The organism is Psychrobacter sp. MES7-P7E (genome assembly GCF_002863645.1).
GTDB lineage: Bacteria > Pseudomonadota > Gammaproteobacteria > Pseudomonadales > Moraxellaceae > Psychrobacter.
Window position 1 is genome coordinate 28,311 of sequence record NZ_PJBU01000071.1, and the last position, 13,101, is coordinate 41,411.

Annotated in this window: 13 protein-coding genes; 8 read left to right on the top strand and 5 right to left on the bottom strand. The window is 41.4% G+C overall.

All coding sequences use genetic code 11. The annotated features are described in order from the left end of the window. The first annotated feature begins 33 nt into the window (after positions 1–33). Positions 34–951 carry a UDP-3-O-acyl-N-acetylglucosamine deacetylase gene (gene lpxC, locus CXF62_RS02445; RefSeq protein ID WP_185156583.1) on the top strand — a complete coding sequence of 306 codons (918 nt, stop codon included), beginning with the start codon at positions 34–36 and terminating at the stop codon, positions 949–951. Between the two features lie 298 nt (positions 952–1,249). Here the strand turns inward: lpxC and CXF62_RS02450 are convergent, their stop codons facing one another. Continuing rightward, positions 1,250–1,765, bottom strand: a complete 516-nt coding sequence (locus CXF62_RS02450; protein WP_102092766.1) for a hypothetical protein — start codon at positions 1,763–1,765, stop codon at positions 1,250–1,252. Positions 1,766–2,014: 249 nt separating this feature from the next. On the opposite strand from CXF62_RS02450, the gene CXF62_RS02455 reads away from it, so the two are divergent. Further along, a complete protein-coding gene (locus CXF62_RS02455) occupies positions 2,015–2,743 on the top strand; it encodes a CHAP domain-containing protein (RefSeq protein ID WP_102092767.1) in 729 nt (242 codons plus the stop codon). Between the two features lie 155 nt (positions 2,744–2,898). Here the strand turns inward: CXF62_RS02455 and CXF62_RS02460 are convergent, their stop codons facing one another. Together CXF62_RS02460 and CXF62_RS02465 are read right to left on the bottom strand one after the other, a co-directional pair. Next, on the bottom strand, positions 2,899–3,669 hold the full coding sequence (locus CXF62_RS02460) for a DOMON domain-containing protein (RefSeq protein WP_102092768.1): 771 nt from the start codon (positions 3,667–3,669) through the stop codon (positions 2,899–2,901). Positions 3,670–3,888: 219 nt separating this feature from the next. Next, positions 3,889–4,200 carry a YhbY family RNA-binding protein gene (locus CXF62_RS02465; protein WP_102092769.1) on the bottom strand — a complete coding sequence of 104 codons (312 nt, stop codon included), beginning with the start codon at positions 4,198–4,200 and terminating at the stop codon, positions 3,889–3,891. A 334-nt stretch (positions 4,201–4,534) separates the two neighbouring features. Here CXF62_RS02465 and CXF62_RS02470 point away from each other — a divergent pair, with 334 nt between their 5' ends. The 6 genes from CXF62_RS02470 to CXF62_RS02495 all read left to right on the top strand — a co-directional run bounded on the left by CXF62_RS02470 (position 4,535) and on the right by CXF62_RS02495 (position 10,688). After that, on the top strand, positions 4,535–5,167 hold the full coding sequence (locus tag CXF62_RS02470) for an RlmE family RNA methyltransferase (RefSeq protein WP_102092770.1): 633 nt from the start codon (positions 4,535–4,537) through the stop codon (positions 5,165–5,167). A 401-nt stretch (positions 5,168–5,568) separates the two neighbouring features. Next, the gene (ftsH, locus tag CXF62_RS02475; RefSeq protein WP_057761422.1) at positions 5,569–7,464 is read left to right on the top strand and encodes an ATP-dependent zinc metalloprotease FtsH; all 1,896 of its coding nucleotides are present in this window, start codon (positions 5,569–5,571) and stop codon (positions 7,462–7,464) included. A gap of 456 nt (positions 7,465–7,920) precedes the next feature. Beyond that, positions 7,921–8,814, top strand: coding sequence for a dihydropteroate synthase (gene folP / locus CXF62_RS02480; protein ID WP_102092771.1), 894 nt, complete (start codon positions 7,921–7,923; stop codon positions 8,812–8,814). 126 nt (positions 8,815–8,940) lie between these two features. Then, a complete protein-coding gene (locus CXF62_RS02485; protein ID WP_057761419.1) occupies positions 8,941–9,222 on the top strand; it encodes an FAD assembly factor SdhE in 282 nt (93 codons plus the stop codon). A 52-nt stretch (positions 9,223–9,274) separates the two neighbouring features. Next, entirely contained in the window at positions 9,275–9,733 is a 459-nt protein-coding gene (locus CXF62_RS02490) for a hypothetical protein (RefSeq protein WP_102092772.1), read from the top strand. 241 nt (positions 9,734–9,974) lie between these two features. Then, positions 9,975–10,688 carry a YidB family protein gene (locus tag CXF62_RS02495; protein WP_102092773.1) on the top strand — a complete coding sequence of 238 codons (714 nt, stop codon included), beginning with the start codon at positions 9,975–9,977 and terminating at the stop codon, positions 10,686–10,688. A gap of 173 nt (positions 10,689–10,861) precedes the next feature. On the opposite strand, the gene CXF62_RS02500 is transcribed toward CXF62_RS02495, so the two are convergent. Both CXF62_RS02500 and recA read right to left on the bottom strand, forming a co-directional pair. After that, positions 10,862–11,953, bottom strand: coding sequence for a regulatory protein RecX (locus tag CXF62_RS02500; protein WP_102092774.1), 1,092 nt, complete (start codon positions 11,951–11,953; stop codon positions 10,862–10,864). A gap of 40 nt (positions 11,954–11,993) precedes the next feature. Continuing rightward, positions 11,994–13,046: a recombinase RecA gene (gene recA, locus CXF62_RS02505; RefSeq protein WP_102092775.1), complete on the bottom strand. Its 1,053-nt coding sequence runs from the start codon at positions 13,044–13,046 to the stop codon at positions 11,994–11,996. Between the last annotated feature and the right edge of the window lie 55 nt (positions 13,047–13,101).

A 13,101-nucleotide genomic window follows, 5' to 3' on the forward strand; every position in this document is an offset into this window, starting at 1 on the left:
GTCAATTGTAACAAAATATGTGAGAAGACAACCATGAACCAAAGAACCATAAAAACAGCAATAGCCGTTACGGGTACTGGTCTACATAGTGGTCAGCCTGTTGACTTGGAGTTTCATCCACAGCCGATTGACACTGGTATTGTTTTCGAGCGCTCTGATATAGAAGGTAGTCAACCAATTCCAGCGAGTGCGTTTTTAGTACAAGACACGATGATGTCATCGAACTTAGTATTTGGCGGTACACGAGTGGGCACGGTTGAGCATCTGCTTAGTGCCATTGCTGGTCTAGGAGTAGACAATCTGTTAGTTCGTGTCTCTGCTTCAGAGATACCAATTATGGATGGTAGCGCTGCGCCTTTTGTCGCGCTCTTACTAGATGCAGGATTTTGTGAGCAAGAAGCGGCCAAGAAATTTATTAAAATTATACGTCCAGTACGAGTAAAACTAGAAGATAAATGGGCAGAGCTACGTCCTTATGAAGGGTATGAATTAAATTTCGAAATTGATTTTGATCATCCTGCGTTTGATAAGAACTTTCAGCATGCACAGTTGCATTTCTCTACACAGAATTTCATCGAACAATTAAGCACTGCGCGTACTTTTGGATTTTTACGTGATATAGAGGCGCTACGTCAAAATAACTTAGCACTTGGCGGCAGTATGGAAAACGCCATCGTTATCGATGATGCCAACATACTTAATGCCGAAGGCTTACGTTTTAACGATGAGTTTGTCCGTCATAAAATTTTAGATGCTTTGGGAGATTTGCATCTGATTGGCTACCCAATTTTAGGTCGTTTTAATGCCTATAAGTCTGGTCATGCTCTAAATAATTTATTGGTACGTGAAATACTGTCTGACGAAGATAACTTTGAAATTGTAACTTTTGATGACAATGTAACCTGTCCTATCGAGTATTTACCGCTTAACGATTTGGTTATTGAAGGATAAATACAGGAATATACAGGAAGTATCGAAACATTTACGCAATATTACATAGAAGGCTCACAATTACATTTATATAATATTCTATATTTTGAATATATTGTCTATATAAATATACGAATTTTCCGTTAAGGCACATAATACAAAAGCTGTAGATGGTCTTTAAGTCCTTCGTTAGCTATATCCATAATCTGGATGTAACTAATGAAGGATTTTTTTTGCCTGATACATTACAAAAATCCATCTTTATCAATGCCATCACCTGCGCTTATTTACATAACTTTACATTTAATGGTCGGTATTTTTAATGATTAATCAAACGCAAAAGAGCTTTTTTGAGATTCTCATCAGTGGTGACATGCTCTGCGGCCTGTGATATAGTCCGTTTTGTGTTCTGGCTAAGCGCCTGATTTTCATTGGCTTTACGAGAATTTGGCAAGTGCAGTGATGATGTTGATGATTGTTTAGATGAATAATTATCGATAGAGCTTTTAGCCACAACGACGCGAATTTGCTTGAGTTGTTTAAATGTAATTGACTGCTCTATTAGTATTTGCAAATACGAGCTATGTAAATAGCGAATATGATTTGCTGCTGTCATTGAGCTAACACTTAATATCAACTGCTCAGGTGTTAAGCCTACAACCCAACAGGTATTGAGTATTTCTTCAGGTAGACAGTCTACCAATAGCTCTTTTATCTCGTTGGTCGCTTCTATATATAGTCTCATGTTATTAGCAAGGGTTTGAGGTAGCGCGCTACCGGCAAATGCTTGATGATCTATAAGCTGGGCAAGCCGATTAGGTTGTTTCTTTGACATCGTAAGTACTCATCTAATAGGTGACAAACTCGATACTCATAACAGACATGCTAAAAGCAATATATAGCAGATGGCTTATAAGATAGTTGACTAGGTGGGAGGTACTACTGGCACTAGTCGCTATTTGAAAAGAATGAACCGTTGTAATAGGGATTTTATCACGTCTATTTGATGATTATATCCTCTAAATTAATTGATGCTTCGTTATGGATGACGAGCAGACTTGTATTAACAATAGGTAGTAAATTTATGAAACAAGCTTTATTAATTTTGTCAGTATTGGGAATGGGTATCGCACAGACGAGTGGTGCTGCCGAAACAACCTTTCAACCAAATAATACCTTGAGTCATACCATCACAAATATTTCTACTTCTGCGAACTATGGTTCTAGTCGCAACATCTATAGCACTAGCAGTGGTGCCCATGTATATAGCAACGATGAGATCAGTCAAGCAATTGACAACCTAAGCGCTCATGCTAAGCAAAAAGAATACCAACTAGCTTCACTGACCAGTCGTTTGTCTTACGAACAGCGTCAGCAGCAAGCAAGCCGTGTACCTGACCGCAACTCTGCTCCTGCTATTGCAGCAGCAAATGCCTCTCGCGTTGCACTATCTAGAAGCTCTGGCTACTGTGCTCGCTATGTACGTAAAGCATTACAATCTGCAGGTTACGAATTTACGCCTAACCCTTCAGCCTATCAGTACGCTTCTCGTGGCACGCTAGCCCAAGCCGGCTTTACCAAGATCAGTAACGACATGGCACCACAAGTTGGTGATGTCGTTGTCTATAACCGCACGTCAAGCCGTCCACATGGCCATATCCAGATTTTTGATGGCAATGACTGGGTATCTGATTTCCGTCAAAATAGCATTAGCCCTTATAGCGGTACATACAGCTATACGACATGGCGTGATTCGCAGTATGTTGATGATGCATCAGATCGTGGTATCTACCTTGCGATGGCTGACAAATAAACATCGGTTAAATGAAGTAAGTATCACTTAAATAAGACTAAAGTTTTCTCCAAACTCAGTAATGCTCTTTATGACATTACTGGGTTTTTTTTGTGCTTTAAATAATTATATCTAAGAATAGCTGTATTTAAATGAGTTCAGCTCATATAAACAAATCAAAGCTCAAATTTTGGCCAATAGTCACGATTGTGAAAATCAGGCGGGGAGGCGTGCTGAGAGGCAAAATATAAAGCGGTCTTACCGAGCTGTAAAATAACACAAGGATGTATCTGCTCAATAATCGTATTTGCAATGGCATATTTTTGATTAGGAAGTTCGACCAGAGGAACGTTAAAGCCTCGCTCGTAGCGATGAATGGAATACGCTGCTGGTGATTTGTCAAACAACGATTTCTGCATTACGTCCTGTGTATTTATATTATCCGTCCACTCAATAGAGTCACGTGTGTGTCCATCAGCCTTATATAAAGGTGTTGGTGGTAATGTGGCAGGATGACGATAGCTTTTAAACTCATAGAGTGCGTAGCGGCCATCAGGACTCGCATTAATCTCTATATAAGCGGTTGCTTGCTGAAATAGTATCTGGTGCGGTTCTGGATGGTGAATTGCTACAATATCTTCGTTATCAAGCCTACAGCCATTAATCTCACTGCCAGCAATAAAACATTCAAGGCACGTTTCTTCCCATAGGTAATCAGTGAAATTTACTTGAGTTTGTTGCCATGTTGGCCAATTGAGTTGATTGGTTAGAATTTGACTAGGCAGAGTTACTTGATAGGTCAGCACCAGTTGTAAAGCTGGTTGCTGGATGATCTCTGCACTTACTTCGATAGAGATATTCTCAAGATCTTCTATAGACACGCCTAATTGCTGAGCGTCTTTCGCTATCGTCTCTGTGGCTATACAGAGGTTAAAAGATTGGTTCATTATGAGTACATCTCGACGGTAATAATAAAGAGGTGATAGTGACAAGAGAAATCATACTAATTCAGGGCACTAATAATATATGATAAGTATAACCGAGACTATCGGAAAACATAAAAGCCGCGAGCAAGATGCGTCGCGGCCATTGTATTTCATTATTGTTTGGCTATGATATAAGTGAACATAAAACCCAATCACTTAATGCTAGTCGGTCATGACATATTACTGTGCGTGACGTGCTAGGTTAGACAGTTTTGGGTTGGCATTTGGGTTTTTGCGTAGTAATAATGCCATACGACCAATAGAGTGAACCAAAGACGCATTAGCCGCTTTAGCAAGTTCAGCGCCAATGATGTCACGCTCTTCTTTCGTGCCAGCAGGCAATTTCACTTTGATAAGCTCATGATCTGTTAGCGCGCGATCGATTTCTTCAGTAATGGTTGGGGTAATACCCTTGTTGCCGATCATAACGATAGGCTTTAGCTCGTGACCGATGCCTTTTAGACGTTTGATGGTAGCGTTATCGAGTTGCATAGAATTCCTAAGTGTTGGTAAAAATAAAAATGGTACTGTTAAAAACAGTTATTGATCATTATAGATAATCTGTGACCATCTTGCATGAGATCAGCAGGATTTTGCACGATTTTACGTGACGAAAATGTTAAACTGAATGTTTGGTACATTATAAACGCTACTGCCTTATAAAACAGTTATTTAACCAATAGAATTTGGTCAGTTTGCAACCAACCATGAATAAAAAATCTGATCAACACTGTATTTAGAATAATCCGCAACGGATTAATATCAGTTTGTAAGTGATAGAGCAATTAGAGCAGCTAGATTTAGTAAAGCAATAGGAGCAGGTATTTTGGCCACGCGTATCGAAAACAAAAAACTATCAAAGAGCAGCAGTGCTTGGATGAAAGAGCATATTGACGATCATTATGTACAAAAAGCTCAAAAAGATGGCTACCGTGCCCGTGCCGCTTATAAATTATTAGAGATTAATGAAAAAACCAACCTGATCAAAAAAGGCATGACGGTCGTAGATTTGGGCAGTGCGCCTGGTAGCTGGTCACAAGTCGCTGGTCGATTGGTAGGTGACGATGGTATCTTGATTGCCTCTGATATTTTGGCGATGGATACCTTGCCTGATGTGACCTTTATTCAGGGCGATTTTCGTGAAGCTGAAGTGTTTGACGCTATTATGGCAGAAGTGGGTGATAGGCAAGTCGACGTGGTATTGTCTGACATGGCACCCAATACCGCTGGGAACAGTGCTATCGATCAGCCACGTATGATGTACTTATGTGAGCTGGCAGTAGACTTCGCGCTTGCAACCTTACCAAAAGGTGGCGCACTTATTATGAAAGTGTTTCAAGGTGAGGGTACACAAGAATTACGCAAGCAGATGCAGCAGGATTTTAGTAAGATTCGTAGTATAAAGCCAGGTGCGTCACGACCACGCTCAAAAGAGATGTTTTGGGTGGCGATTAAATAGTTTTAACATCAATGAGTTGCTACTATTGTAAGCGAGAGGGTAAACCACCATAAAGTGTTATTATCGCGATATAAAAGCTGCGTCAATTGTTAAATGAATAATCGTGAAACCTGCTTGAATTATGCGGGTTAGCACCACATATCATGGTATATTACCTTTGTTTTTAGCATACGTTTTAGGCAAAGTCGTCTGATAATAAGCGTTTTACAAGCTCAATGATCGTATATCTATGTTTATCTCATACTGATTATTTATAAAAACAATTTTTATGCTACCTATAAATCATATAAGTTTAATTTAGCAGCTTTTTATTATCGGGATATTCGTTAAAAATGAGCAATACGTTTATAGACGTCACGTGTTTAATAAACACACCAATAAGTAAGGGATGGGAATAACTAGTGAGCGACATGGTAAAAAATACCTTATTGTGGCTGGTGGTAATCGGCGTTTTAGTGCTGGTGTTTAGCGGCTTTGATCAATCATCTGAGCCAGATAACCTTAACTACTCTGAGTTTGTGACCGCTGTGTCAGAAAACCAAGTAGCCAGTGTCGAAATTGACGGCGAACAGATCACCGGCGAAAAGAAAAATGGCTCATCTTTTGAGACCATCAGACCAGCTGTGTCAGATGACCAGCTCATGCCAATGCTACGTGAGAACCAAGTCGAAGTTCAAGGAACTGCACCAAAGCGCCAAAGCGTATTGATGCAACTACTGATAGCCAGCTTCCCAATTCTATTGATTATTGGTCTGTTCTTATTCTTTATGCGTAATATGCAGGGCGGCGCTGGCGGTAAAGGCGGCGGTCCAATGAGCTTTGGTAAATCAAAAGCGAAAATGCTGACAGAAGATCAAATCAATGTTAACTTCGAAGACGTGGCCGGTTGTGAAGAAGCCAAAGAAGAAGTCGTTGAAGTGGTTGAGTTCTTACGTGATCCAGACAAATTTACCAAGTTGGGTGCAACGATTCCTCGTGGTATCTTGATGGTAGGTCCTCCAGGTACAGGTAAAACGTTGTTAGCAAGAGCTATTGCTGGTGAGGCCAAAGTGCCGTTTTTCTCAATCTCAGGCTCTGATTTTGTTGAGATGTTCGTCGGTGTTGGTGCATCTCGTGTTCGTGATATGTTTGAACAGGCGAAAAAAAGTGCTCCTTGTATCATCTTTATTGATGAGATTGATGCAGTCGGTCGTCACCGTGGTTCCGGTATGGGCGGCGGTAACGATGAACGCGAGCAGACATTGAACCAACTATTGGTTGAGATGGATGGTTTTGAAGGTAATGAAGGCGTTATTGTTATTGCCGCAACCAACCGTGCTGACGTACTTGATAAAGCATTATTGCGTCCAGGTCGTTTTGACCGTCAGGTACAAGTAGGTTTGCCGGATATCAAAGGCCGTGAACAAATATTGAAAGTTCATTTGAAGAAACTGCCAAACACAATCAGTGTAGACGCAAGCTCTCTTGCTCGTGGTACGCCTGGATTTAGTGGTGCACAGCTTGCTAACCTTGTAAACGAAGCTGCATTATTTGCCGCGCGTCGCAACAAGACCAGCGTCGATATGAATGACTTTGAAGATGCGAAGGACAAGCTATATATGGGTCCTGAACGCAAATCCATGGTCATACGCGAAGAAGAACGCCGTGCAACTGCATATCACGAAGCGGGTCATGCGTTAGTAGCTGAGCTATTACCAGGTACAGATCCGGTGCATAAGGTTACTATTATGCCGCGTGGCTTTGCCCTTGGTGTGACTTGGCAGTTGCCTGAGCATGATCAGACTAGTATGTATAAGTCGAAAATGCTGAGCGACATTGCTATTTTGTTTGGTGGTCGTATCGCTGAAGAAGTATTTATTAATCAGATGTCAACGGGTGCTTCGAACGACTTTGAACGCGCTACTAAAATGGCACGTGCGATGGTCACGAAGTACGGTATGTCTGATGCACTTGGTATCATGGTGTACGAAGATGACGACAACTCGCAAGGATATTTCGGCGGTGGCGGTCGTACTATCTCTGAAGCTACGCAGCAGAAGGTCGATGAAGAAGTGCGTCGTATGCTAGAAGAGCAGTATGATATCGCTCGTGAATTGATTGAAGCCAACCAAGACAAAATGCATGCGATGGTTGATGCACTTATGAACTGGGAAACCATTGATCGTGACCAACTGCAAGATATCTTAGCAGGTGAAGAACCTCGTCCACCAAGAGTTTACCAGCATAACGAAGTAAACTTGTCGAAGAACGACGTTAAAACAACGGGTGCTACACCGCCACCATTACCAGCGATGTAGGCTCTAACTGATTCATGTTTAATAAGAAGCCCTTTATGATAAAGGGCTTTTTTATTGTCATCATTTTATGAAGGATTTAGAACCCCACAGGATTTACTGGTATCATAAGCATAGATAACAATAAATAGGGCGTGTTGAACATTCACAAATAGGCACTGCTAATCGCTAAAACTGTTCCAGACAAGGCATAAAGTGACGGTAATGCTCCAGCCTTAACTAGGTTTGCAACGTACTGCTTGTATGGATCTGGCGGCAGTTTTAGGCTCAGCTCTAATATTAACAGAAGGAGACAGGACTCTTTTTTGCCATTTCATTGTTAAAAATACACGCTTAGAATGACTAAACTTACTATTTTTAACGTCGAACTGTCTAAAAAATAGTCTCTATCAGTGCCATGGTCGAATGTTCAATACGACCTAAAGCTGCATTATAAATTTTACTTGTGATGGATTATTCATGTCATTTTTCCAACCTTTACCCAAATATCAAATGTCTAGCCGTGATAAAACCTTAGATTTGTCGCAGCCACATGTCATGGGCATCTTAAACGTAACGCCAGATTCATTTTCAGACGGTGGGCAGTTTAACGCAGTAGATAAAGCCGTCGCTCATTGTCAGCAGATGATAAATGAAGGCGCTACTATTATCGATATCGGTGGTGAGTCTACTCGTCCAAATGCGCAAACTGTGGCGACTGATGATGAGATACAACGAGTTGTACCAGTGGTCCGAGCCATTCGTCAGCACTGTGGTGATGCCATTTGGTTATCGATTGATACTAGCAGTCCTGAAGTCATGCAGGCAGCATTTAATGAAGGTGCTGACATTTGGAACGATGTACGAGCACTGAAACGTACTGGTGCGCCAGAGCTAGCGGCTAAGCTTGATATACCTGTTATGCTAATGCATATGCGCGGTGAGCCAACGACAATGAATAATCTGGCACAGTATGACAATGTGATCGATGAAGTGCGTACAGAGCTGCTCGACCGTATTAACGAAGTAGTGAGCATCGGCGTCAAACGAAGCAATATCATTATCGACCCAGGTTTTGGTTTTGCCAAAAACTATGAACATCATTGCGCGCTATTAAATCAGCTGAGTAGCTTGCAGACATTAGGGCTGCCGATGATGTTTGGCATTTCTCGCAAGCGTTTCTTGGCAGAAGTATTGACCAAAAGTGGGGTGCAATCCGTAAGTATGACGCAAGCGGTAGAGCGTGATTCGGCAGGAACCGCTGCTGGGTTGTTTGCGCTACAACAAGGCGCAAGTATTATTCGTACGCATAACGTGGCAATGATGCAGCAAGCAATGGCCTTATGGAGTCAACTGTCAGCATATCGTTGTTAATTTCATTCTACATGTCCGAATGCATAGTGAGGTTTCAAGACTATAAATATTCTATACGCTATGCTTAACGTCTACTTTTAAACTATCTAAACCCACAAAGCTATCCAAATTAACAAGAGTAAATCTATGACAAGTACAACTCAGCCAGAACCAACCAATGAACAGCGCCGCATCATTTATCAAGCTCGCCGCGGATTAAAAGAATTGGATTTTTATATTGATCCTTACGTCAAAGAGCTGTATCTGACAGCAGATGCTACTGAGCAAGCAACCTTTGCAGAAATGCTGACTCATGAAGACCCTGATCTATTAGATTATTTTACCAATCAAAATCGTCCAGAAGAGGATGATATCTGGGCATTGGTCAATAAGATTAAAACATGGCGCCATACCAAAGATTTGGTTTAGCTCTTAAGGAACGGGTCAGCACAATATCTAACGTTTCCCATGGTACGCTTATATGACGCCAGTAACCTCGCTACGTATTGATACAGCTATCAAGCCTGCCAGTTATTTACGCGCGCTGCTATATGTAGGCTTGACTGGCGTTATGATGATATTGGCATGGTTTGCATCTTTGGCTTTGTGGCAGTATTTACTAATCTTAATAGTCTCGGCAGCAGTTGCAAGTTATCTGATTATATCGAGACCAATCCTATTACATATTAGTCAGCCATCGCTCAGTCAGCGTGTCGATAAAGAATGGCAGTTACTGATACGAACGGGTCGCGGCGATGAGTTATGGCAAGCAGAGTTAGTCGATATAAATTGTTATAAGTGGGCAATGAGTATCGAGTTCGATATCGTTGAACCTTATCAAAGATCGTTTTCGACTACTATATTCCGCGACCAAGTAAATTCTGAGCAATGGCGACAATTAAATATTTTAACCAATATCAGTAAGGGTAATATTAGATAGCTGAGTATTTATTGGTCTTATATTTCTCCTTTTACGATGAGAAATCTCTACACGTCATAACAAAATAGCTATCTCAAAGGACAAAGAGGTTTGTTATATTAAAATCTGTTATATTAAAAATAGAAAATAAAACTCATAAGTCTGCTGTCCTGTTATTAAAGAACATGTAGGCAGATATGATGTTTCATAAATTTTAGCAGTATTTTTGTACTAAACAATACGATAAAAAGAGGAATAGATAATGAGCTTATTAGGGAATTTAGTGAGCCAAGTGGCACGTAGTGCAATGAATCCAGACGACGCTCAACGCAATCCAGTTAACCAACGTACTGAAACACGGCAGACTGGCGGACTAGGTGATATTTTAGGTAGTGTGCTGGGCGGTGGCAGTCAGGCAGGTGGTTATAGCCCTCAACAAAATAGCCGTCAAGCAGATAATGGTTTTGGCTTAGATGATATCATTGGTGGTCTCACTGGCGGTAGTCAGCGCGGCGGTATGAGTTCAGGTGCTGGTGGACTAGGTGATATTTTAGGTAGTGTATTAGGTGGCCAGCGTACTAATAGTGGGTTTGGTGGTAAAGGTATGCTCGTTGCTGCATTGATGCCTATGGTACTTAGCTGGATCAAACGTAATGGTGGTTTGAGCGGTGCATTGTCAAAAATCACTGGTATGGGTTACGAAGGTCAAGCACGCTCTTGGATGAGTAATAACGAAGCAAACGATAATTTAGATCCAAATGAAATCAATCGTTTATTTGACGAAAACGAAATTCAGCAAGTGGCCGCTCATACTGGTGCTAATGAAACTGAGGTAAGACAGGGACTTGCTGAGCTGTTACCTGAGGTAATGAATCAGCTAACCCCTAATGGTAATCTGGATAATGAGTCTGAGGCCAATGAAGAGATAGATCAAATCATTAGCCAGTTATCTAGCCGTCTTGGTAATTTTAAGTAGTTTGGCAGCTTAGAATTCGAAAATTTCTAATTGAATACTTAAAAGTCATGTAGATTAAAACAATTGATAGTATTGATTAAAGAGCACGTTATATAACGTGTTCTTTTTTACGTCTATCACAAGAGCATGACTGTCGGTAAATACCGTTTGGCAGCGACAGTGATAGTAAGCCCTTAAAATCGCTCGTCTAGCGTCTCTGTAGTATGGTTAAGTGCTGCAAAGCAGATATCGGTATTAAACCCTCTATACTGTAAAAAACGTAACTGCTTGGCTTTTTCTTTTTGCTCAACTGGTATGTCATTACCGTATTTTTTGGTACGTGCTATCACCGCCAGTTTTAGCCAATCTACACCATCGACTAGGTTGTCTGCATCATCATCTACAAACTCACTAAATTCATCAGACTCAGTATTTGCCATATCAATTAGCTCATCGATGTTACCTGGCATAGCGATTTTCTTACGATAGAATTCTTGTTTGATCCGACCACGTCCGCGGCCTTTACGGATATTCTCACGTATCAGCATTAGGGTAGTGCGGTAATCACTTTGATAACCTTTTTCTTCAAACTCATCGAGCAGTGCGTCAATTTTCTCTGGGTCTTGTTCTTTGTCGATCAGCTTTTGCTTTAGCTCAGCCTTACCGTATTCACGGCGTGATAAGTAATAAAATGCGAGCCAACGCAATCGACTTTCTGCTTTGATCGCATCGATTTCTGCTTGTTTTTGTTCAGGGGTTCGTAAGTAGGCTTTGAGCGCGGCTGGTATGTTATCGTTTTGGCTGTCTGTTTCACTATCATTGATAGCAAAAAGCTCAGCTTCATTTTCTGAGTTTTTGGATAGCGGCTTAGTACTATCACTAGTACCATTTGTCAAACCATCACTAATTTCGTCGTTCTGAATGTCGAGTTTGACTTCTGCCAGCATCTCTTTAATGGTTTGCGCTTCGGGTGGCTGATATGTAGGGGTATCACTAGGATCAGCGGTAAAATTAGCCGCTGGATGAAAACGCTTTTTACGTTTTTTAGATTTAGACGTTTTCTTTGACTTAGGAGAGGAGTCTTCAAAAAACGCTGTATCAATAGTAGCGTCATTCGTGACTGAATCATCTTTACTTGAACGAATAGCCCGTTTACTAGGTTTCTCTCGTTTTTTAGGCTCTTTCGTATGAGAATCTTTGGACAGTTTTTTTGATTTTCTATCAACAGAACTAGCTGAGTCGGGTGCCGACTCAGCTAGAATTTCAGCTAAGGTTTTAATTTTCATAATGAATCATATTAACTGACAACGGTTAATCGCTAAACCGTTATTGTACAGGTTCAGAAGCCTGTTCTGCATCTGCAGTTTCGTCGGCTTTGCTATTTTTCTTTGTACCAAGCTTTTCGTCACGAATCTTGTCTTCGATTTCTTGAGCAATGGCAGGGTTCTCTTTTAAGAAAAGCACAGAGTTGGCTTTACCTTGACCGATTTTTTCGTCGCCATAGCTGTACCAAGATCCTGCTTTGCCAACCGCTCCAATCTCTACGCCTAAGTCGATAACTTCGGCTAAGTGATTCGTACCTTCACCGTAAGTAATTTCGAACTCAGCTTGGCGGAAAGGTGGTGCCATTTTGTTTTTAATAACTTTGACACGGGTCTGGTTACCGATGATTTCATCACCATTTTTGACCGCACCAATACGTCGAATATCCATACGTACAGAGGCGTAGAATTTCAGCGCGTTACCACCAGTCGTCGTTTCGGGGCTACCGAACATAACACCGATTTTCATACGAATCTGGTTGATAAAGACCACCATACAGTTAGAGCGTTTGGCGTTACCAGTGATTTTACGTAGGGCTTGGCTCATCAGACGCGCTTGTAGACCCATGTGTGAGTCGCCCATTTCACCTTCAATCTCGGCACGTGGTGTCAACGCAGCTACTGAGTCAATCACGATCATATCGATTGCGCCTGATCGTACCAACATGTCGGTAATTTCAAGTGCTTGCTCGCCATTGTCAGGCTGCGAGAGCAATAAGTCATCAGTGTTTACTCCAAGCTTGCGTGCATAAACAGGGTCGAGCGCATGCTCGGCATCTATAAAGGCACAGGTACCGCCTTGCTTTTGACATTCTGCAATAGCTTGCAGGGTCATCGTCGTCTTACCTGAACTTTCTGGACCGTAAATTTCAACGATACGGCCTTTTGGTAGACCACCAATACCAAGCGCAATGTCTAATCCTAGAGAGCCTGTAGAGACCACATCGACATCCATAATGGCCGAGTCATCGCCTAGATGCATGATGGTGTTTTTACCAAATTGCTTTTCGATTTGACCTAATGCCGCTTTGAGGGCTTTGGCTTTATTGTCGTCCATATTGGATTCCTTGTTTTCGGTAGTTAAGTTGATGCTATAAATAAAATATTGGTAC

Bases quoted from the DNA above. Each gene is read 5' to 3' on its own strand.
- lpxC (WP_185156583.1), top strand. From the start codon at position 34: ATGAACCAAAGAACCATAAAAACAGCAATAGCCGTTACGGGTACTGGT.
- CXF62_RS02450 (WP_102092766.1), bottom strand. From the start codon at position 1,765: ATGTCAAAGAAACAACCTAATCGGCTTGCCCAGCTTATAGATCATCAA.
- CXF62_RS02455 (WP_102092767.1), top strand. From the start codon at position 2,015: ATGAAACAAGCTTTATTAATTTTGTCAGTATTGGGAATGGGTATCGCA.
- CXF62_RS02460 (WP_102092768.1), bottom strand. From the start codon at position 3,669: ATGAACCAATCTTTTAACCTCTGTATAGCCACAGAGACGATAGCGAAA.
- CXF62_RS02465 (WP_102092769.1), bottom strand. From the start codon at position 4,200: ATGCAACTCGATAACGCTACCATCAAACGTCTAAAAGGCATCGGTCAC.
- folP (WP_102092771.1), top strand. From the start codon at position 7,921: ATGTCATTTTTCCAACCTTTACCCAAATATCAAATGTCTAGCCGTGAT.
- CXF62_RS02485 (WP_057761419.1), top strand. From the start codon at position 8,941: ATGACAAGTACAACTCAGCCAGAACCAACCAATGAACAGCGCCGCATC.
- CXF62_RS02490 (WP_102092772.1), top strand. From the start codon at position 9,275: ATGACGCCAGTAACCTCGCTACGTATTGATACAGCTATCAAGCCTGCC.
- CXF62_RS02495 (WP_102092773.1), top strand. From the start codon at position 9,975: ATGAGCTTATTAGGGAATTTAGTGAGCCAAGTGGCACGTAGTGCAATG.
- CXF62_RS02500 (WP_102092774.1), bottom strand. From the start codon at position 11,953: ATGAAAATTAAAACCTTAGCTGAAATTCTAGCTGAGTCGGCACCCGAC.
- recA (WP_102092775.1), bottom strand. From the start codon at position 13,046: ATGGACGACAATAAAGCCAAAGCCCTCAAAGCGGCATTAGGTCAAATC.